The 20,125-nt window shown below is 72.2% G+C and carries 20 protein-coding genes and 1 tRNA gene; 10 read left to right on the top strand and 11 right to left on the bottom strand.

What is annotated here, in order from left to right:
• Nucleotides 1–55 precede the first annotated feature (55 nt).
• The gene (locus OG553_RS20065) at nt 56–772 is read left to right on the top strand and encodes a MerR family transcriptional regulator (protein ID WP_405980309.1); all 717 of its coding nucleotides are present in this window, start codon (nt 56–58) and stop codon (nt 770–772) included.
• Nucleotides 773–906: 134 nt separating this feature from the next.
• Here OG553_RS20065 and OG553_RS20060 read toward each other — a convergent pair whose 3' ends face one another.
• Nucleotides 907–1,710 (bottom strand): exodeoxyribonuclease III, encoded by an 804-nt coding sequence (locus OG553_RS20060; protein ID WP_405980308.1) that lies wholly within the window; start codon nt 1,708–1,710, stop codon nt 907–909.
• Nucleotides 1,711–1,748: 38 nt separating this feature from the next.
• On the opposite strand from OG553_RS20060, the gene OG553_RS20055 reads away from it, so the two are divergent.
• On the top strand, nt 1,749–2,255 hold the full coding sequence (locus OG553_RS20055) for a GNAT family N-acetyltransferase (protein WP_405980307.1): 507 nt from the start codon (nt 1,749–1,751) through the stop codon (nt 2,253–2,255).
• A gap of 48 nt (nt 2,256–2,303) precedes the next feature.
• Here the strand turns inward: OG553_RS20055 and OG553_RS20050 are convergent, their stop codons facing one another.
• From OG553_RS20050 to galU, 8 genes are all read right to left on the bottom strand, one after another.
• Nucleotides 2,304–3,620, bottom strand: coding sequence for a CoA transferase (locus OG553_RS20050; protein ID WP_405980306.1), 1,317 nt, complete (start codon nt 3,618–3,620; stop codon nt 2,304–2,306).
• Nucleotides 3,621–3,773: 153 nt separating this feature from the next.
• A tRNA-Ala gene (locus tag OG553_RS20045) sits at nt 3,774–3,847 on the bottom strand.
• 78 nt (nt 3,848–3,925) lie between these two features.
• Nucleotides 3,926–4,957, bottom strand: a complete 1,032-nt coding sequence (locus OG553_RS20040) for a hypothetical protein (protein ID WP_405980305.1) — start codon at nt 4,955–4,957, stop codon at nt 3,926–3,928.
• 154 nt (nt 4,958–5,111) lie between these two features.
• Nucleotides 5,112–5,732 carry a GNAT family N-acetyltransferase gene (locus tag OG553_RS20035; protein WP_405980304.1) on the bottom strand — a complete coding sequence of 207 codons (621 nt, stop codon included), beginning with the start codon at nt 5,730–5,732 and terminating at the stop codon, nt 5,112–5,114.
• A 17-nt stretch (nt 5,733–5,749) separates the two neighbouring features.
• Nucleotides 5,750–6,241 (bottom strand): molybdenum cofactor biosynthesis protein B, encoded by a 492-nt coding sequence (locus tag OG553_RS20030; protein WP_405983082.1) that lies wholly within the window; start codon nt 6,239–6,241, stop codon nt 5,750–5,752.
• 107 nt (nt 6,242–6,348) lie between these two features.
• Nucleotides 6,349–6,828 carry a cyclic pyranopterin monophosphate synthase MoaC gene (gene moaC / locus OG553_RS20025; protein ID WP_405980303.1) on the bottom strand — a complete coding sequence of 160 codons (480 nt, stop codon included), beginning with the start codon at nt 6,826–6,828 and terminating at the stop codon, nt 6,349–6,351.
• 80 nt (nt 6,829–6,908) lie between these two features.
• Nucleotides 6,909–8,252 (bottom strand): gephyrin-like molybdotransferase Glp, encoded by a 1,344-nt coding sequence (gene glp / locus OG553_RS20020; protein WP_405980302.1) that lies wholly within the window; start codon nt 8,250–8,252, stop codon nt 6,909–6,911.
• A 4-nt stretch (nt 8,253–8,256) separates the two neighbouring features.
• Entirely contained in the window at nt 8,257–9,159 is a 903-nt protein-coding gene (galU, locus tag OG553_RS20015) for a UTP--glucose-1-phosphate uridylyltransferase GalU (RefSeq protein WP_405980301.1), read from the bottom strand.
• A gap of 94 nt (nt 9,160–9,253) precedes the next feature.
• Here galU and OG553_RS20010 point away from each other — a divergent pair, with 94 nt between their 5' ends.
• Nucleotides 9,254–9,880, top strand: a complete 627-nt coding sequence (locus OG553_RS20010; protein ID WP_405980300.1) for a 5-formyltetrahydrofolate cyclo-ligase — start codon at nt 9,254–9,256, stop codon at nt 9,878–9,880.
• A gap of 66 nt (nt 9,881–9,946) precedes the next feature.
• On the opposite strand, the gene OG553_RS20005 is transcribed toward OG553_RS20010, so the two are convergent.
• The gene (locus tag OG553_RS20005; RefSeq protein WP_405980299.1) at nt 9,947–12,964 is read right to left on the bottom strand and encodes a penicillin acylase family protein; all 3,018 of its coding nucleotides are present in this window, start codon (nt 12,962–12,964) and stop codon (nt 9,947–9,949) included.
• A 280-nt stretch (nt 12,965–13,244) separates the two neighbouring features.
• On the opposite strand from OG553_RS20005, the gene OG553_RS20000 reads away from it, so the two are divergent.
• The 7 genes from OG553_RS20000 (at nt 13,245) to mscL (ending at nt 19,887) form a co-directional block, all read left to right on the top strand.
• On the top strand, nt 13,245–14,705 hold the full coding sequence (locus OG553_RS20000) for a potassium/proton antiporter (RefSeq protein WP_405980298.1): 1,461 nt from the start codon (nt 13,245–13,247) through the stop codon (nt 14,703–14,705).
• A gap of 415 nt (nt 14,706–15,120) precedes the next feature.
• Complete coding sequence (locus OG553_RS19995) at nt 15,121–16,455, top strand: MFS transporter (protein WP_405980297.1); 1,335 nt, start codon at nt 15,121–15,123, stop codon at nt 16,453–16,455.
• Nucleotides 16,456–16,522: 67 nt separating this feature from the next.
• Nucleotides 16,523–16,834: an FmdB family zinc ribbon protein gene (locus OG553_RS19990; RefSeq protein WP_405980296.1), complete on the top strand. Its 312-nt coding sequence runs from the start codon at nt 16,523–16,525 to the stop codon at nt 16,832–16,834.
• An 85-nt stretch (nt 16,835–16,919) separates the two neighbouring features.
• Nucleotides 16,920–17,753: an S-methyl-5'-thioadenosine phosphorylase gene (locus OG553_RS19985; protein WP_405980295.1), complete on the top strand. Its 834-nt coding sequence runs from the start codon at nt 16,920–16,922 to the stop codon at nt 17,751–17,753.
• Nucleotides 17,754–17,981: 228 nt separating this feature from the next.
• Nucleotides 17,982–18,539, top strand: a complete 558-nt coding sequence (locus OG553_RS19980) for a carboxymuconolactone decarboxylase family protein (protein WP_405980294.1) — start codon at nt 17,982–17,984, stop codon at nt 18,537–18,539.
• Nucleotides 18,540–18,678: 139 nt separating this feature from the next.
• Nucleotides 18,679–19,254: a hypothetical protein gene (locus OG553_RS19975; protein WP_405980293.1), complete on the top strand. Its 576-nt coding sequence runs from the start codon at nt 18,679–18,681 to the stop codon at nt 19,252–19,254.
• A 123-nt stretch (nt 19,255–19,377) separates the two neighbouring features.
• A complete protein-coding gene (gene mscL, locus OG553_RS19970; protein ID WP_405980292.1) occupies nt 19,378–19,887 on the top strand; it encodes a large conductance mechanosensitive channel protein MscL in 510 nt (169 codons plus the stop codon).
• A 13-nt stretch (nt 19,888–19,900) separates the two neighbouring features.
• On the opposite strand, the gene OG553_RS19965 is transcribed toward mscL, so the two are convergent.
• Nucleotides 19,901–20,122 (bottom strand): hypothetical protein, encoded by a 222-nt coding sequence (locus OG553_RS19965; protein WP_405980291.1) that lies wholly within the window; start codon nt 20,120–20,122, stop codon nt 19,901–19,903.
• Nucleotides 20,123–20,125 lie beyond the last annotated feature (3 nt).

The following is a 20,125-nucleotide window of genomic DNA, read 5'->3' as shown; positions in this document are numbered from 1 at the left end:
CACCCCCTAGGCTGCGGGGGTGGACAGACCGGTGACGAGAGGGGCGCGGCCCGCCGTGGAAACCGTGGAGCCCGAGGAGCACGGGGGCCGGCGCGAGTACCGGACGGAGGAACTGGCCGACGCGGCCGGCATCCCGGTGCGCACCCTGCGCTTCTACCGCGAGCGCAAGCTGCTCCCGCCGCCCCGCCGCGAGGGCCGCATCGCCTGGTACGACGAACGCCACCTCGCCCGGCTGCGCACCATCGCCGCCCTGCTGGACCGCGGCCACACCCTCGGCGGGATCGCCGAACTGACCGCCGCCTTCGAGAAGGGCCGCGACGTCGGCCAGCTCGGCGAGCTGCTCGGCATCGGCGGGTCGGAGGAGACCCCGGTCCGGCTCTCGCCCGAACTGCTGGCCGACTACTTCGAGGGCGAGGTCACCCCCGAGAACCTGGCGGCCGCGCTCGACCTCGGCTACGTCGCCACCGACGGCGAGGAGATCGTGCACGTCAGCCGGCGCCTGCTCGACGTCTCCTCGGCGCTCGTCCGCGAAGGCGTGCCGCTGTCGGCGGTGCTGGAGACCGGCCGCCTGGTCCGCGAGCACGCGGACGCGCTGGCGGAGCTGTTCACCGGGCTGATCTCCGCCCACCTCGGGCAGGAGGCCGTCGCGCGGCTGCGCCCGCTGGCCAAGAGCGTGGTCGAGGCGGAGCTGACGATGGCGATGGACCGCCTGCACCAGCCGCACGCCCCGGCCGCAGGACCCGGGCACCCTCACGACACCGGGACTCCGTAGCCGCAGCGGGCCCTCAGACACTCACCGCCCTCAAGCCCTCAAGCCCTCAAGCCCTCAAGCCATCAGGCCCTCAAGCCATCAGGCCCTCAAGCCATCAGGCCCTCAAGCGCTCAAGCGCTCAAGCCGTCAGGCCCTCAGACCCCGTGCTCGTAGACCACCGTCACCGGCGCGTGGTCCGACCAGCGCTCGGGGTGCGTCTCGGCGCGCTCGACGAAGGCCTTCACGGCCTTCGCCGCCAGCCCCGGGCTCGCGACCTGGAGGTCGATGCGCCAGCCCGCGTCGTTGTCGAAGGCCCGGCCCCGGTAGGACCACCAGGAGTACGGGCCCTCCGTGTCCGGGTGCAGCCCGCGCACCACGTCGACGTAGCCGGCCTCCGCGTACACCTTGCCCAGCCACTCCCGCTCCTCGGGCAGGAAGCCCGCGTTCTTGCGGTTGGTCTTCCAGTTCTTGAGGTCGGCCTCCTGGTGGCAGATGTTCCAGTCGCCGCACACCACGACCTCCCGCCCGTCGGCGGCGGCCCGCGCCTTCAGCTCCCCGAGGTAGCCGAGGAACTCCTCCATGAACCGGTACTTCTCGTCCTGCTTCTCCGTGCCCGCCTCCCCGGACGGCAGGTACAGGCTGGCGACGGTGACACCGGGCAGGTCGGCCTCGATGTAGCGGCCGGCGGCGTCGAACTCGTCACTGCCGAAGCCCACCCGCACCCGTTCGGGTTCGCGCCGCGTGTACAGCGCGACGCCGGCCCGGCCCTTGGCGGCGGCCGGCGCGAACACGGTGTGCCAGCCCTCCGGCTGCCGGGCCTCCGCCGGGATCTGCGCCTCCTCGGCGCGCACCTCCTGGAGGCACACGACGTCGGCGTCGGATCCGGCGAGCCACTCCACGAACCCCTTCTTGGCGGCGGCGCGGATCCCATTCACATTCACGGAGGTCACGGTGAGCATCCCTGCACCATAGCGGGAGGGATCCGTACGATATTCGAATGTCTCACGGTATAAACATCCGCGCGGTGCCGTACGACCACCCGGACGCGGCGGCGCTCGACGCCCAGGTCCAGGTCGAGTACCAGCAGCGCTACGACGGCGAGGGCGACGCCACCTTCCTCGACCCGGCGATGTTCCTTCCGCCGAACGGGCTCTACCTGCTCGCCTACGACGACGCCGGCACCCCGGTGGCCAGCGGCGCCTGGCGCGGCCAGGAGAAGAACGACGAGGGCTACTCGGACGGCGACGCCGAGATCAAGCGCATGTACGTCGTCCCCGGCGCGCGCGGCCTGGGCCTGGCCCGCCGGATCCTGGCGGAGCTGGAGGCCGACGCCCTGGCGGCGGGCCGCACCCGCATGGTCCTGGAGACCGGCGACAAGCAGCCGGAGGCCATCGCCCTCTACCTCTCCTCGGGCTACGCCCTGTCCGAGAAGTTCGGCTACTACCGCGACTACCCGTCCAGCCGCTGCATGGCGAAGCCGCTGCGGGCCACCGTCAGCTCCTGACCCCGCCTCCAGGCCCCCGCCTCCCAGCCGCGGGGCCGTTCCGCCGGGTCAGCGGGCGAGCCAGCCGGCTCCGTCCGCGCCCCACCGGGACGGCCCCCGCCCCCAGTCCCCGAACGGGCTCGCCGCGTACCGCAGCACCCCGTACCCGGACCCCGTCTCGCGCAGCCACGGCTCCGGCGCGTACCCCGGCACCGGCGCGCCCGCCGACGGGACCTCCCGCACCAGCCACGACGCCGTCCCGGCCAGGGAGAACCGCAGCGCCCGGCCGCCGCCCTCCGCCAGCGCCCGCATCACGCCCGCGGCCACCAGGTACCCCGTGCCGTGGTCCAGCGCCTGCGCCGGCAGCACCCCCGGCTTCCCGTCCCCGTCCGCGCACCGCGCGGCGATCCCGTACCCCGCCTGCACCAGCGAGTCGAAGCCCCGGCGCCCCGCCCAGGATCCGCTCCACCCCCACGCGCACAGCTGCGCCACCACCAGCCGCGGGAACCGTTCCAGCAGCTCCCCGGCACCCAGCCCGAACCGATCCAGCGCGCCCGGCCGGTAGCCGGTCACCACCACGTCGGCGGTGGCGAGGAGCCGGTCGAGTTCCGCCCGGCCGGCCGCGTCCCCGAGGTCCAGCAGCGCGGAGCGCTTCCCGAAGCCGGTGTCCGCGTGCGCGTCGTCCGCCTCGCGCAGTGCCGGGGAGTCGACGCGCAGCACGTCGGCGCCCAGCAGCCCCAGCGTCCGCGTCGCGACGGGCCCGGCGATGACCCGGGTCAGGTCCAGCACCCGCACCCCGGACGCGGGCAGCGCGCCCGGCCCCGGCGGCCGCCCGCCCCCGGGGCCGCGTACCCACTCCACCAGCGGCTGCGGCTCCCCGTACCGCGGCGTGACGGCGACGGCGAGCCCGCCCGCCGCGTAGACGGCCTCCTGCGCCTCGGCGGCGCTCCGGCCCGCGAGGGCCTCCCGCAACGCTTCCGGGGTGCCGGGCACGCCGAGCGCGCGCACGAGGGCCGCCTGGTGGTGCGGGTAGTTGGCGTGGGTCCGCACCCAGCCGTCGGCCGCCCGCCAGAACCCGGACAGCGGCGCGAAGGTCACCGGTGCCCGGCCCTCCACCCGCAGGTGCCGCTCGCTGACGAACGCCGTGGCCACGGCCCCCTCGTCCACCTCGACCGCGGCTGCGTCCAGCGCCGTCCCCCCGGCCCGTACGGCGGCCAGCTCGGCCGCCGCCAGCCCGCACACCCCGACGCAGGCCCGCGCCAATTCCCGTACCGGCAGCGGACCCTCCAGCCCGCTCGGCCCCCGGAACCCGACCCGCCCCGCCAACTCGCCCGACCCGCCCAGCGCTTCCCACGCCTGTGCGACGGCCCCGTCCGTCTTCGTCATACGGCCCATTGTCGCGGTGACCGCCCGCCGCCCAACCTGACGATTTCCGGGGGATTTCGGCGGCGTCCCCGAAAACGCCGAGATCCCGCCCGGTCTTTCGACCGGACGGGATCTCGTGACGATTCCCGGTAGCTATCCGAGAACTGTCGTTTGTGGACCTGTGGGGATTTGAACCCCAGACCCCCTCGATGCGAACGAGGTGCGCTACCAGACTGCGCCACAGGCCCTTGCGACGTGTGAAACATTAGCATCCCCGCGCGGGTGCTCCAAAACGCGTTGTCCGGAGGGTCCGCGCAGGTCACCCGTCACTCGTTCGCGGCGCGCGGGCGGTCGTCGCTCTCGTACTGGTCGAAGAGCGGCGTGCGGCCCAGATCGCGGCCCCGGGGGCGGGGCGGGGCGGGCTGCGGGGCCGGGTCCGCCGGCTTGGGTACGGCCGGCTGGGCGCGCAGGCGGGGATCGGTCGGCTCGGCGGCGCTGGAGCGGGCCGCGCTCCAGCCGTCCGGGTTGACCGGGCCGGTGGCCCGGGGGGCGACCGGGGCCGTCACGTACGTCGGCAGCGGGACCGGCACCGGCTCCCAGCTGTCGCCGCGGGCCGGGCCGCGCTCGCGCTCGCGCTGCTGGTCCACCCACTCGGCGTGGTCGGTCTGTTCGACGAGCGCCCGGCGCCCGGCTTCCTGGGGGGAGACCGGCGGGGCGGGGTCCGGTTCGGCGCCGCCGCCCGCGGTGGCGGGCTCGGGCTGCTCGCGGTGGCGCTGGGGGCGGTTCTCGCGCAGGCTGCGGGCGGCCGCCTCGGCGCGCCGGCGGTCCATCGTGAACTCGTAGCGGCGCCGCTCCTGGACCCGCAGGTGCACGATGTAGGCGCTCAGCAGCAGGGCCGGGACGGCCGGGGCCCACAGGTAGCGGATCCCGCAGACGGCCGCGGCGACCGCGCCGCCGCTGAAGGCGAGGAAGAGGAGCGCCGTGGTGCGCCGGCGCCGCGCGAGGACCTGGAGGCGCTGCTGCCGGCGGACCCGCTCCGCCTCGACGGATCTCGGTTCGGCCCTGGTCGGGGGCACGCCGATGGCCCGGGCGTCGGCGTCCACGGAATTAACCGTTTCCGTCGCCGCTTCCGGGTCCGCGTGGGGCTGGGCCTCCGCCTGATCCTCACCGCGCTCACGCAGCCCCTTGGCGTAACGGCGCTCCATTCCCGCCCGGCCGGAAAGAAGCCGGATGGCGGTGGAGAAGCGTTCCGTCGGACGCGCTTCGTTCAGCTCGTCCTGCCTCCGGAGCCACATGGGCACCAAGTAGGCGGCCCAGGCCCCGACGATGACTGCGTAGATGAGGCCGCTGCTGCTCACACATCACACCGTAGAGGGGCGCGCCCGGGGGGATCAGCCAATTGGGCCGGTGTGTCGCACGATCCGGCTGATATCACCGACTTTTTTTGTGATTCTTCGGATCAGGTTATGGGCGAATCGACCAACAATTCGAACGGTTTTGCGATTACCTGCTTTACGGGGCGGGTGTCGGCGGCGGGCTCTCCCGCTTGCGCGTGCGGTGCCAGCGGCGCAGCAGCCCCTGCGGGACCTCCTCCGCCGTCAGCGCGAACACCAGGTGGTCGCGCCACGCTCCGTCGATGTGCAGATAACGCGGCCGCAGCCCCTCCTCGCGGAAGCCGAGCTTCTCCACGACGCGGCGGCTGGGACCGTTCTCGGGGCGGATGCACACCTCGATCCGGTGCAGGCCGACCTTCTGGAAGCAGTGGTCCACGGCGAGCGCGACCGCCGTCGGCATCACTCCGCGGCCGGCGACGTCCCGGTCCACCCAGTAGCCGACGTGGGCGGCGCACATCGAGCCCCAGGTGATCCCGGCGACCGTCAGCTGACCGACCAGCCTGCCCTGGTACTCGATGACGAAGGGCAGCATCCGGCCCGCGTTCGCCTCGGCCCGCAGATGGCGGACCATCTGTCGATATGTCGGCCTATGGATAACGGGACCCCACGGCGCGGGCGGCGGGATCGTCGCCTCCCACGGCCGCAGCCAGTCGCGGTTGCGCTGGTTGACCTCGCGCCAGGCGCGCTGGTCCCGCAGCTTTATCGGCCGGAGCGTGACATCGCCGTCCGCCAGCACCACCGGCCAGGAGGGGCCGTTCAGCTCGGGCTCCCGGGCGCCGCGTCAGGTCTGGGGTGGTCGCCGCCCCGGAGCTGGTCCACGGCGTGCGGCAGGATCCGCGACAGCACCGCGAGGCCGTCCTTCACCCCGCCCGTGGAACCGGGCAGGTTCACGATCAGGGTGCGGCCGGCCACGCCCGCCAGGCCCCGCGACAGGGCGGCGGTGGGCACCTTGGCCAGGCCCTCGGCGCGGATGGCCTGCGGGATGCCGGGGACCTCGTAGTCCAGGACGCGGGCGGTGGCGTCCGGGGTCCGGTCGGTCGGCGAGATGCCGGTGCCGCCGGTGGTCAGGATGACGTCGTAGCCGCCGGCCACGCCCTCGCGCAGCGCCCGCTCGACGGGGTCGCCGTCCGGCACCACGCGCGGGCCGTCCACCGTGAAGCCGAGCTCCCGCAGGGCCTCGGCCAGCAGCGGTCCGCCCTTGTCGGCGTAGACGCCCTGCGAGGCCCGGTTCGAGGCGGTGACGACCAGCGCCCGCCCCGCCGCCGGCCGCGGGGCGGCGGCGTCCGCCGGCTCCGGTACCGTCCCCGCCGCGTGGCCGTGGCTGTGGCTGTGGACCTCGCCGCCGCGCGGGGGAGTCACGCGCGGGTCCAGTCGCCGGACTTGCCGCCGGTCTTCTCCTCCACCCGGACCTCGGTGATGACCGCGCCCTTGTCGACGGCCTTGACCATGTCGATCACGGTGAGGCCGGCGACGGCGACCGCGGTCAGCGCCTCCATCTCGACGCCCGTGCGGTCGGCGGTCTTGACGGTCGCGAGGATCTCGACGGCGTCGTCGGCGACCGTCAGGTCGACCTTCACCCCAGAGACCGCCAGCGGGTGGCAGAGCGGGATCAGGTCGGGGGTCTTCTTGGCCCCCATGATCCCGGCGATCCGCGCGGTGGCGAGGGCGTCGCCCTTCGGCACGCCCTCGCCGCGCAGCAGCTCGATCACCCGGGGCGAGACGAGGACGCGTCCGCTGGCGCGCGCCGTCCTGGTGGTGACGTCCTTCTCGGACACGTCGACCATCCGGGCCGCGCCGGCCTCGTCGATGTGCGTCAGCCTGCTCTGCGTACTCATATCTGCGTGCCGCTCCCGCTCCGGGCCCCCTGGAGCCTGGGGCCTGTGTGATGCAACACGCTACCCGCACCGGCCGCCGCTCAGCCGAGCAGGATCACTTCCAGCTCGGCCCCGGGCTCCACCGAGGTGACGTCCTCCGGTACGACCATCAGCGAGTCGGCGTGGGCGAGCGCGGCGATCAGGTGCGAGCCGGATCCGCCGACCGGGGTGACGGTGCCGGCCTCGGCGTCGTACTTGCCGCGCAGGAACTGGCGGCGGGCCGCCGGGGAGCCGATCGGCGCGTCGGCCTTGAGCACGGCGCGCACGCTGGGCCGCGACACCTCGGACTCCGGCAGGCCCATGAGCGCCCGGATCGCGGGGCGCACGAACAGCTCGAAGGAGACGTACGAGGACACCGGGTTGCCGGGCAGGGCCAGCAGCGGGGTGTGGTCGGGGCCGACGGTCCCGAAGCCCTGCGGCTTGCCGGGCTGCATGGCGAGCTTGCGGAAGTCGACGCCGCCGCCGGAGGGCTCGTCGCCGTCGCCGGAGCCGGCGGCGGTCAGCGCCTCCTTGACCACGTCGTACGCGCCGACGGAGACCCCGCCCGTGGTGACGAGCAGGTCGGCCCGGATCAGCTGGTCCTCGATGGTGGAGCGCAGCGTGTCGGCGTCGTCGGCGACCGCGCCGACGCGGTAGGCGATGGCGCCGGCGTCACGGGCGGCGGCGGCCAGCGCGAAGCTGTTCGAGTCGTAGATCGTCCCGGCGGTGAGCGCCTCACCCGGCTGGACCAGCTCGCTGCCGGTGGACATGACGACCACGCGCGGACGCGGGCGGACCCGTACGGTGCCGCGTCCGATCGCCGCCAGCAGTGCGATCTGCGGCGGGCCGAGGACGGTGCCGGCGGCGAGCGCCAGGTCGCCGGCCTGTACGTCGCTGCCGCGCGAGCGGACGTGCGCGCGGGCCTCGGCCGCGCGGTGGACGCGTACCTCGCCGGCCGCGCCCTCGGGTGCGGCGCTGGCGGGGGTCATGCCGGAGGCGGCGCCGCCGCCCGTGCCGCCGTCGGTCCACTCGACCGGTACGACGGCTTCCGCACCGGGCGGCAGCGGGGCGCCGGTCATGATGCGGGCGGCCTGGCCGGGGCCGACGGTGGGCAGCTCGCCGCTGCCCGCCGCCACGTCGCCGATGACGGCGAGCACCGCGGGGAACTCCTCGCTCGCACCCTGGACGTCGGCCGTGCGGACGGCGTACCCGTCCATCGAGCTGTTGTCGAAGGGCGGCAGGGCGACGGGCACGGTGACGTCCTCGACCAGGACACAGCCCTGGGCGTCCAGCAGCTGGAGCTCGATGGGCTCCAGCGGCCGGACGGCGGCGAGTACGTCCGCGAGGTGCTCGTCCACCGACCACAGACGGTGCCGGCCGGTGTCCTGCGGTGCGGAACTGCTCAAGGTGCTACATCTCCTCCGTGACGTAACGGTGAAGCCAGGTGCGGAACTCCGGGCCCAGGTCCTCACGTTCGCACGCGAGTCGGACGATGGCCCGCAGGTAGTCACCCCGGTCCCCGGTGTCGTAGCGGCGGCCTCGGAAGACCACGCCGTGCACCGGGCCGCCCACGGTCTCGTCGGCGGCCAGCTTCTGCAGGGCGTCGGTGAGCTGGATCTCCCCACCGCGGCCCGGCTCGGTCTCCCGCAGTATGCCGAAGATCGCCGGGTCGAGGACATAGCGTCCGATGACCGCGTAGTTGCTGGGCGCCTCGGCGGGCTCGGGCTTCTCGACGAGACCGGTGATGCGGACGACGCCGTCCTCGCCGGCCGGCTCTACGGCGGCGCAGCCGTAGAGGTGGACGCTGGACGGGTCGACCTCCATCAGCGCGATGACGGTGCCGCCGTGGCGCGCGTGGACGTCGACCATCTGCCGCAGCAGCGGGTCGCGCGGGTCGATCAGGTCGTCGCCGAGGAGGACGGCGAAGGGCTCGTCGCCCACGTGCGGCTCGGCGCACAGGACGGCGTGGCCGAGGCCGCGCGGGTCGCCCTGGCGGACGTAGTGCATGGTGGCCAGGTCGCTCGATTCCTGGACCTTCTTCAGCCGGTCGTCGTCACCCTTGGCGATCAGAGCCGATTCGAGCTCGTAGTTCCGGTCGAAGTGGTCCTCCAGGGCCCGCTTGTTACGGCCGGTGATCATGAGTACGTCGTCCAGGCCGGCCGAGACGGCCTCCTCGACGACGTACTGGATGGCCGGCTTGTCCACGACCGGGAGCATTTCCTTGGGGGTCGCCTTGGTCGCCGGGAGGAACCGAGTGCCGAGCCCCGCAGCCGGGATGACGGCCTTCTTGATCACTGGGTGCGACTGAGTCATGGGCAGAACGATAGTGGGTCGTACAGAAGACCCAGCAGGGTTCCGGTGAATATGCCCGACTTGATCCATATGTGAAAGGAATTGTGACGAGACTGTGGTAGAGAACCCGTCCGGAAACAACCCCTTCGTACCCGAAAAGGCCGCCCTGCGCCGGGAACTGCTCGCCGCCCGCCGCACCTTGTCCGCCGGGGCGCGCGACGCGGCGGCCCGCGCACTCTCCCGCACCGCCCTCACCCTGCCCGAACTCGACGGCGCGCACACCGTCGCCGCGTACGTCTCCGTCGGCTCCGAACCGGGCACCCGCGAGCTGCTCGACGCGCTGCGGGCCGCCGGCAAGCGGGTGCTGCTGCCCCTGCTGCTCCCGGACAACGACCTCGACTGGGCCGCGTACGAGGGACCCGGCAGCCTCGCCGAAGCCGCGCACCCGGGGAAGATGCGGCTGCTGGAGCCCTCCGGCACGCCGCTCGGCCCGGACGCCGTGACCGGCGCGGACGCGGTGCTGCTCCCCGGGCTCGCGGTGGACGGGCGCGGGATGCGGCTCGGCCGCGGCGGGGGCTCGTACGACCGGGTGCTCGCCCGGCTGGAGCGGGCCGGCGCGCATCCCGCGCTGGTGGTGCTCCTGTACGACGAAGAGGTGGTCGCGCGGGTCCCGGAGGAACCGCACGACCACCCCGTCCAGGCGGTGGCCACCCCGTCGGGGGTGGTGCGCTTTACCGCGTGACCGGCCGGCCGCCGGGCGACGTGATCACGCTCACGCTCCCGCTCACGCCGACGCTCACGCTCCCGCTCACGGCTTGAGCGTCAGCGTCTCCTTTGTCGACTTGTCGACGGCGTCCTTTCCGAAGGACCACTCCAGCAGCTCGCCCTTGGCCCACATCTCCGTCTGGTCCGTGTACGTGCCGGCGTACGCGTGACCGGAGGCACCGGTCAGGTTGATCCAGCGGGACTTGTCCAGATCGCCGAGGTTGACGACCATCCGCATCGACGGCACCCAGGTGACGTCGTAACCGCTGGAGGCGTTCCAGCCGGTCGCGTTGACGGTGGCCTCGCCGCCGCCCACGTTCCACGGGCCGCGGTTGAGGAGCCACTGCATGAAGCCCGGGCCCTCCTTGCCGATCGTCTGGTTCTTCAGGGTCAGCTGGTGCAGCCGGCCCCAGCTCCACGTCGCCTGGTCCTTGCCGAGCTTGGCCGTCAGCTCCCAGCGCGCGTCCTCCATGGCGCGGGCGAAGAGCTCGTCACGCGTCTTGATCGGCTTGTCGTGGACGGTCTTCGGGGTGGCGGTCCACCACGGCGACTTCTCGTCCTTGACCAGCTTGCGGACCACCTCGAACCAGCGGTCGCCGCCGTCCGGCTGCGCCGAGTCGGGGCCGCGCGTACCGCACTCGCGGACCGTCTTGGTGAGGTCGTCGTTCGGGCCGGTGCTCTCCTCGCTGACGTTCATGCAGCTGCCCTCGACCCGCAGCTCCTTCGGCATCTTGTCGCCGAAGGCCAGCTTGAGGATGTTCCGCCAGACCGCGTTGAAGTACGCGGCCGCCGCGGAGTCGGACTCCTGCGTGTAGTTCCAGCCTTCGAGCAGCTTCTGCGCCGAACGCACGTCCGGGTCCGAGACCTGGATCTTGGCCAGCATCGGGGTCAGCAGCGCGGCGATCTCGCTGCTGTTGTCCATCTGCATGGCGCGCATGTCGTCGGTGGAGATCTTGCCGTTGTCCTTGGTCTTCGCCTCGATGAGGTCGTTGATCCGCTGGCTCCGGGCGCCGTAGCCCCAGTCCGTGGTCAGGACGTACGGGTACTTGCCGGCGGCGGCACTGGAACCGGTGCCGGTGCCGGTGCCCGTCCCCGTGCCCGTGCTGGTCCCGGTGCTGTTGCCGGCACCGGTCCCGGTCCCGGTCCCGGTGCCCGTGCCGGCGGCGTTGCCGGAGGCGGCGGGAGCGGACTCGGTGACGGCCTGGTTGGCGGTGACGATGTAGCCGCGCGCCGGGTTGAGCTCCCAGGGCATCTCGTTCTGCGGGATGTAGCCGGCGTTGCCGTCCCGGCCGCCCTTCCACGCGTACTTGGGGTCCCAGCCGGGCGCCGGCAGGCGGCCGTCGCCCTGGTTGCGGATCGGGATGCGGCCCGGGGCCTGGTAGCCGATGTTGCCGTTCGCGCCCTTGTTGTCGGCGTAGATCAGGTTCTGCGAGGGGACCTCGAAGTCGGCCGCCGCGGCGCGGAAGGCGTTGAAGTCCTTGGCCCGGTTGAGCTTGAACACCGCGTCCATCGACTTGCCCGGGTCCAGGGCGGTCCAGCGCAGGGCGACGGCGTAGCCGTTGCCGCGGTCGGGGGCCGAGCTGGGGACGGGGGCGCGCGAGCCGACGGTCTCCAGCTCGTCGCTGCGGTCGGAGATCAGCGGTCCGTTGTTGGTGGTGCGGACGGTGATCTTCTTGCTCTTGCCGCCCGCGACCTTGATCTCCTCTTCACGGGTGGTGAAGGGGACGACCTTGTTGTCGTAGACGTAGCCCTCGGGACGGACCTGCTCCAGGTAGAGGTCGGTCACGTCGGCGCCGAGGTTGGTCATGCCCCAGGCGATGTCGGCGTTGTGGCCGATGACCACGCCGGGCATGCCCGAGAAGGTGTAGCCGGCCACGTCGTACTGGCACTGGGGCGAGGCCGCACGGCAGTGCAGGCCCATCTGGTACCAGACCGAGGGCAGCTGCGGGGACAGGTGCGGGTCGTTCGCGAGGAGCGGCTTGCCGGTGGTCGTGTACTGGCCCGAGACGACCCAGGAGTTCGATCCGATGCCGCTGCCGTTGGGGCCGAGGATGGCCGGGATCTCGTCCAGGGTCTTCGCGAGGGAGCCGAGCTGCGTGCGCAGGCCGACGGTCGCGCCCTGGGCTCCGGCGTTGTCGGCGAGGCCGGTGGGGGCGGTCGTGCCCCCGTTGGGGGTGGCCTGCGAGCCGGTGCCGGGGGTGGTGCTCGCGCCCGACCCGGTGCCGGTGCCGGTCGCGCCCGTACCCGTACCGGTGCCCCTGCCGGTTCCGGTGCCGGTCGAGCCGGAGCCGGGGGTGCCCTGGGGGTTGTACTTGCCGCCGGCGACGGTGCCGCCCTCGACGATCGGCTTGTTCCGGTCGAAGGGGTACGGCGGGTAGAGCTCGTCGATCTGCGCCTGCGAGAGCTTGTTCGTCATCAGCGAGCGGTCGATCTCGTCCTGCATGTTGCCGCGCAGGTCCCAGGCCATCGCCTTCAGCCAGGCCACCGAGTCCACCGGCGTCCACTGCTCCGGCTTGTAGTCGCCGGTCAGCTTGAGGGCCGCGTGCTCGACGGAGAGGTCCTTGCCGGACTTCCCCTTCAGGTACGCGTTGACCCCGTCGGCGTAGGCCTGGAGGTACTTCTTCGTCTCCGGCGAGAGCTTCTTGTCGTACTCCTCCTGCGCCACGTGGCGCCAGCCGAGGGTGCGCAGGAAGGCGTCGGTCTCGACCTGGCCGGAGCCGAACATCTCCGACAGCCGGCCGGAGGTCATGTGGCGGCGTACGTCCATCTCCCAGAACCGGTCCTGGGCGTGCACGAAGCCCTGCGCGCGGAAGAGGTCCTCGTCGTTGTCGGCGTAGAGCTGCGGAATGCCGTGCTCGTCGCGCTTCACATCGACCGTCCCGGTCAGGCCTGGGACCTTGAGGGAGCCGGTCGTCTGCGGGAAGGAGGCGCGCACGGTGTCCACGCTCCAGTACGCGCCGTAGCCGAGGCCCGCCAAGAGCGCCAGGACCATGACGAGCACGAGCAGGCGTGCGCGTCGTCCCTTCTTCTTGACGGAAGGTCCGGATTCATTGGCGGGCATCGCTGTCCTTAGAGGGGCAGGGTGGTCCTGGGATTGCTGGGAGCAACCATAGGCGCAGGACCGCCTCCGTTGATCCGCCAGGGGTCGAGGTCCGTAGGACAGGCGGGAAGAGGCGTTTCACAATGTGGTTATCACGTAAAGAGTCCGTCAAAGATTAGGTAAGGTAACGAAGTACTTGCCGAATGCGCCGCCGGGGAACGATCCACCAGGCACGCTCTGAGGAAAGGGCCGCCCGCTGACTGTCCACACGCTCAATGAGCTCCTGCTGGTCTGTTCGCTCGTGCTGCTCGTCGCCGTGGCGGCGGTGCGCATCTCCTCGCGCAGCGGACTCCCCAGCCTGCTCATCTACCTCGGCATAGGCATCGCGATAGGCCAGGACGGCATAGGCAACGTCGTATTCGACAACGCCGAGCTGACGCAGGTCATCGGTTACGCGGCGCTGGTCGTCATCCTCGCCGAGGGCGGTCTGGGCACCAAGTGGAAAGAGATCAAACCCGCACTGCCGGCGGCGGTGGTGCTGTCGCTGGTCGGCGTCGCGGTCAGCGTGGGGGTCACGGCGGCGGGCGCGCACTACCTGGTGGGGCTGGAGTGGCGGCAGGCGCTGCTGATCGGCGCGGTCGTCTCCTCGACCGACGCGGCGGCCGTCTTCTCCGTACTGCGCAAGGTGCCGCTGCCCTCGCGGGTGACGGGCGTGCTGGAGGCGGAGTCCGGTTTCAACGACGCCCCCGTCGTGATCCTGGTGGTCGCCTTCGCGGCGGTCGGACCGGTGGACGAGTGGTACGTACTGCTCGGCAAGATCGCGCTGGAGCTGGCGATCGGCGCCGCGATCGGCCTGGCGGTGGGTTTCCTGGGGGCGTACGGGCTGCGGCACGTGGCACTGCCCGCCTCCGGCCTGTACCCGATCGCGGTGATGGCGATCGCCGTGACCGCGTACGCGGCCGGCGCGATGGCGCACGGCTCCGGATTCCTCGCGGTGTACCTGGCGGCGATGGTGCTGGGGAACGCGAAGCTGCCGCACTGGCCGGCCACGCGCGGGTTCGCGGACGGGCTCGGCTGGATCGCGCAGATCGGCATGTTCGTGCTGCTGGGCCTGCTGGTCACCCCGCACGAGCTGGTGAACGACTTCTGGCCCGCCGTGATCATCGGACTGGTGCTGACCATGGTGGCGCGGCCGCTGGAGGTCTTCGTCAGCCTGCTGCCCTTCCGCATCCCGTGGCAGGAGCAGGCCCTGATGTCGTGGGCCGGCCTGCGCGGCGCCGTGCCCATCATCCTGGCGACGATCCCGCTGGTGACCGGGATCGAGGGCAGCGACCGGGTCTTCAACATCGTCTTCGTGCTCGTGGTCGTCTACACGCTGGTGCAGGGGCCGACCCTGCCGTGGCTGGCGCGCAAGCTGAACCTGCGCGACACGGACGAGGCGGCGGCCGACCTCGGGATCGAGTCGGCGCCGCTGGAGAAGCTGCGCGGGCACCTGCTGTCCTTCGCCATCCCGGCCGCCTCCCGGATGCACGGCGTGGAGGTCGGCGAGCTGCGGCTGCCGGCGGGGGCGTCGGTGACGCTGGTGGTGCGGGACGCGAAGAGCTTCGTGCCGGCGCCGTCGACGGTGCTGCGGCGCGGGGACGAGCTGCTGGTCGTGGCGACGGACCCGGTGCGGGATGCCGCGGAGGCCCGGCTGCGGGCGGTGGCGCGCGGCGGCAAGCTGGCGGGGTGGCTCGGGACCGGTGGCGGAACGTCACTCTAGGTGGCGGAGGGTGCCCGGAACGCCGCACAGGTGATCATTTTCAGTTAGAGCGGCGCTCTAATTCGGCCATTTTCGCTGGCATGTGACCGACCTTGCACCCATTTCATGGGGCACGGAATGCAAAGTTCCAGTTAATCGCAGGTGAAGACATGCCTTGTCACCGTAATCACAGGGCGTGGTAGTGGATTCCCCTGTACGATGAAGGCACACCACATCGAACCAACTCTGCCTGACGCAGAGCTGGCGCGACCGCAAAGCGGCCGTGGCTCCCTCCCGCAGTGGGCGCCCAGGTATCACTCGGTTCTGCGCAAGAGGACAGCTCTCGGGGCTCCCACATGTACGGGTGCGGTCGCTCACAAAGCGGCCCGCCGTCCGCAGACGGGGACGCTCTACCAGGCAGCGGAAAGGCCAGGCCGTGACATCCGCGGTCACGACCGACAAGTCCGCCCGACCCGGTTACGGGCAGCTGCTGCGCACTCCCGGCGCCCTCTCCTTCGTCCTCCCCGGCTTCGCCGCCCGTCTGCCGTTCGGCATGCTGACCATCAGCATCCTGCTGCTCGTCCAGCACGCCACCGGCTCCTACGGCGACGCGGGAATCGTCGCCGCCGTCACCGGCGTCTCCATGGCCCTGTTCGCGCCGGTCATGGGCAAGTTCACCGACCGCCGCGGCCAGAGCGCCATCCTCGTGCCGGTCGTCCTCGCGCACGCCGCCGCGGTCTCCGCTCTGACCGCGCTGGCACTCCTCGGCGCCCCGCTGTGGGCGCTCGCGCTGGCCGCCGTCCCGGCCGGCGCCTCGGTCCCGCAGGTCGGCCCGATGGTCCGGTCCCGCTGGGCGGCCAAGCTGGAGGGCTCCCCGCTGCTGCCGACGGCCGCCGCGTTCGAGTCCGTCACCGACGAGTTCACCTTCGTCGTCGGCCCGGTGCTCGCCACCGCCCTGTGCACCGGCGTCCACCCGGCCGCCGGCCTGGCGACCGAGGCGGCCCTGACCCTGCTCGGCGGCCTGTTCTTCGCCGCGCAGCGCGCCACCGAGCCGAAGGTCGCTCCCCTCGCCGCGGCCGGCGGCAAGCACCAGTCCGCGCTGTCCTTCCCCGGCCTGCGCGTCCTGATCGTCGCCTTCATCGGCATCGGCGCCGTCTTCGGCGGCATGCAGGTCTCGCTCGCCGCCTTCTCCAACGAGATCGGCAACCCGGGCGCCAACGGCCTGCTGTACGGCATCTTCGCGGCCGGCAACATGATCGCCGGCATCACGATGGGCGCCGTCGCCTGGAAGATCGGCCCGCGCCGCCGCCTGATCCTGGGCTACATCGGCCTGACCGCCGCCGCCTCGGTGCTGTGGGCCGCGCACTCGATGATCCTGCTGGGCGCGCTCGGCCTGGTCGTCGGTCTGTGCATCGCCCCCGCGCTGATCACCGGCTACACGATGATCGAGCAGCTGGTCCCGGCCGCCTCGCGGACCGAGGCCTTCACCTGGCTGACCGGAGCGGTCGCCTTCGGGCAGGCCGCCGCCGTCACCCTGGCCGGCCGCCTGACGGACGCGCACGGGTCCTCGTACGGCTTCCTGGTGCCGCTGGTGGCCACGGCCCTCGCCCTCGTCACGCTGGTGGCGCTGCGCGGGAAGCTGGCGCCGAAGGCCCCGAGCCGGATCGTGAACTCGTCCTCGCCGGCCACCGCGCCGGCCACCACGTCAGCCGCCCGCAACGCGGCGAACGAGCGTGGGATCGGTCACCGCACGCCTGTGACGGTGGACTGATCCGCCGGAATACGTCACCATGGAGCGTCGTTAGCACTCATTGAGTCAGAGTGCCAGGAGGAAATTCGTGCCGACCTACCAGTACCAGTGCACCGAGTGCGGTGAGGGCCTTGAGGCCGTGCAGAAGTTCACCGACGAGGCACTGACCGTGTGCCCGAGCTGCGACGGACGCCTGAAGAAGGTGTTCTCCGCGGTCGGCATCGTCTTCAAGGGCTCCGGTTTCTACCGGAACGACAGCCGTGGCGCCTCGTCGAGCAGCACCCCTGCCTCGAAGTCGTCCTCGTCGTCCACGACGACGTCGACGCCTGCCCCCGCCCCTGCCGCTTCGACCTCCTCGGCGACCTCGAGCACGGGCAGCAGCTCCACCTCGGCCGCCTGACCCGCAGTACGTCTTCCGCTTTCCGCAAGGCCCCGCCGCCCTCTTGGGCGGCGGGGCCTTGTGCGTCCCCCGTTAGGGTGAGGCCATGGTGAACGCAGAGATCGGTGTAATCGGCGGGTCGGGCTTCTACTCCTTCCTCGAGGACGTCTCCGAGATCCAGGTGGAGACGCCGTACGGGCCCCCGAGCGACTCCCTGTACGTGGGTGAGCTGGCCGGACGCCAGGTGGCGTTCCTGCCGCGGCACGGGCGCAGCCACACCGTGCCGCCACACAAGATCAACTACCGGGCCAACCTGTGGGCGCTGCGTTCGGTCGGCGTCCGCCAGGTGCTGGGCCCCTGCGCGGTCGGCGGCCTGCGAGCGGAGTACGGGCCCGGCACGCTGCTGGTGCCGGACCAGCTGGTCGACCGTACGAAGTCCCGGGCGCAGACCTTCTTCGACGGTGAGCCGCTGCCGGACGGGACCGTTCCGAACGTCGTGCACACCACCTTCGCCGACCCGTACTGCCCGGTGGGCCGGTCGGTGGCGCTCGCGGCCGCGCGGGGGCGGGAGTGGGAGCCGGTGGACGGCGGCACCATGGTCGTCATCGAGGGGCCGCGGTTCTCGACGCGTGCGGAGTCGCGGTGGCACGCGGCGGCCGGCTGGTCGGTGGTCGGCATGACCGGGCACCCGGAGGCGGTCCTCGCTCGCGAGCTGGGGCTCTGCTACACCTCGATGGCCCTGGTCACGGACCTGGACGCGGGTGCCGAGACGGGTGAGGGCGTTTCCCACACGGAGGTCCTCAAGGTGTTCGGCGAGAACGTCGGCCGACTGCGCGAGGTCCTCTTCGACGCGGTGGCGGCGCTGCCGCCGACCGAGACCCGCGCCTGCCTGTGCACCCGCGTACACGACGGCTGGGACCTCGGCATCGAACTGCCGTAGCGGCGGCTGAGGGCCGGTGGAGCCCTCACGCGTCCCTTCGCCCTCCCCTGCCGGCCCTCGACGGGTCGGCAGGGCAGTGGCGCGCCTCTGGGGGGCCTGCCGGCCGCCTGCCGGGGACCCGAGCCGGCACCGTACGAAAAACTTTCGGGGCGGTGTCACATTCCGCGGGGCTGTCCTGTCTCCATGGCGAAGGGGTCACCGGGACCCCCGAGCCGGAAGAGGCCAGCCATGCCGCGCATCTCGCTCACCCCGCCCCGCACCCTGCTCATGCGCATCGGCGCCTGGTACTCGCGCCGCACCTACGGCAAGGTGCTGGACCCCGGCCAGGCGTACGGCCACAACTCGCGCGTGCTGTTCTCGTACGTACGCATGGAGCAGCAGGCGGCGAAGTGGAACAAGCTCGACGCCGGCCTCAAGCACCTGGCGGTGATGGCCGCGGCCGCGCGCATCAACTGCTCGTGGTGCATGGACTTCGGCTACTGGGAGGGCCACGAGAAGGGGCTCTCGCCGGAGAAGATCGAGCGGGTGCCGCAGTGGCGGGAGTCGCGCGAGGTGTTCACCGGGCTGGAGCTGCTGGTCATGGAGTACGCCGAGGCGATGACCGAGACCGAACCGTCGGTCACGGACGAGCTGGCCGCCGAGCTGATCGCCCGCCTCGGTGAGGCGGCGTTCGTCGAGCTCACGGCCATGGTCGCGCTGGAGAACTGGCGTTCGCGGGTCAACAGCGCCTTCGGTCTGACCAGCCAGGGCTTCTCGGAGGCCTGCCAGGTCCCGGCCGGGCGCTGACACCTGAGGGTGACGGCGTTGTCCACAACCTGGGGATTGTCCACAGGCCGGAGCGGGCCCTGGCGGGGCGGCGGATCGTGAGGGAGGTCCGGGCAGTGGGCCCGGACGCCGGACCACGACCAGCTTGGCGGTGCCCATCATGTCCAGGACCTCTCCCCCATCCCCCGTTTCCTCCGCTTCCCCCGGTTCCCCCGGTTCCCCTGCCATTTCGGGGTCCCGTCCCGTCTGCTCGTCCACGTGTCCCCCCGCGCGCCCCGTACCTCCCTTCCCCCCGCTCCGGGTGGGCCGGGCCGGGGGCCGGCTGCGGCGGGCGGTGCGCCGCAAGCGGCGGGTCGCCTCGGCCGGGCTGGCCGTGGTGGCGGCCGCTCTGGCGGTGGGCGGAACGGAGGCCCGGGCCTCCCGAAGTGCGCCTCCTCCCGCGCCGGTGGTGAAACCGGCGCCCGCGGCGGTGCGGATGGTGTCGGCGCCGGTGCGCATCGCGGATGCCGGGACGGTGCGGCTGCTGCGGCCCGGGGACCGGGTCGACGTGGTCGCGGCCGAGCGCACCGGGTCGCCCCGGGTGGTGGCGACGGGTGCCCGGGTGGCTGAAGTGCCCGCTGCCGAGGCGGGTGTGGGGGACGGCGGGGCGCTGGTGGTGCTGTCCGTGCCCCGGGACACGGCGCGTGCCCTCGTGGGGGCGGGTGCCGTGGCGCGGCTGGCGGTGACGGTGTGTTGATTCGCACTGAGGAGCAGTCAAGTCGCTCTGGAGGGGGCGCTGATTGGACACGCCGGGCCGTGCCTGCCGTAGCTTTCGGAACCGTTGGCTCCGTCTACAGCAGGCACAGAGAAAGGCTCAGTGGTGAGCGAGAAGAAGAAGGAGAGCGTACTGGCGGGCTTCAAGGCCTTCCTGATGCGCGGGAACGTGGTCGACCTGGCGGTGGCCGTGGTCATCGGCGCGGCGTTCACGAACATCGTGAACTCGATCGTCAAGGGCATCATCAGCCCTCTCGTGGGCGCCATCGGCACCAAGAACCTGGATGTCTACACCTCGTGTCTGAAGGCACCCTGTGGGGTCGACGCGAAGGGCGAGCCGACCGGCGTCAACATCATGTGGGGCTCCGTGCTGAACGCCGCCCTCAGCTTCCTGATCACCGCGGCGGTCGTGTACTTCCTGATGGTCCTGCCCATGGCGAAGTACCTCGCCAAGGTGGAGGCGCGCCGCAAGGCCAAGGAGGGCGTGCAGGAGAGCATGGAGATCACCGAGCTGGAGGTGCTCAAGGACATCCGCGACGTCCTGGTCGCGCAGCGGAGCGGGAACGGCGAGAGCGTCAGGCCGCAGGGGACGCCGGGGGCGCGCGACGCCTTCTGACGGCCCCGGAAGGTCAGATGTGGTGCGGGGGCTTCTCGTCGAGGAAGCGGGCCAGGTCGGCCGCGCTCCCTCCGGCGGGCGGCCGCTCGCCCCAGCCCCGGTCGGTGTCGTCCGAGGACTGCCGGTCCAGCGGGTCGTCGAAGACGAGCTTCGGCCTGGGCTTCGGCTTCGTCTCGGGCTTCGCCCCGGCTTCGGGCTTCGGGGACTGCGGGTCGGAGGCGGGGGCGGTGCTCATGCC

Source organism: Streptomyces sp. NBC_00158 (assembly GCF_045160885.1).
Classification (GTDB): Bacteria; Actinomycetota; Actinomycetes; order Streptomycetales; family Streptomycetaceae; genus Streptomyces.
Note: the sequence above shows the minus strand (reverse complement) of the source record. Positions and strands in the feature narration are given on the sequence as shown.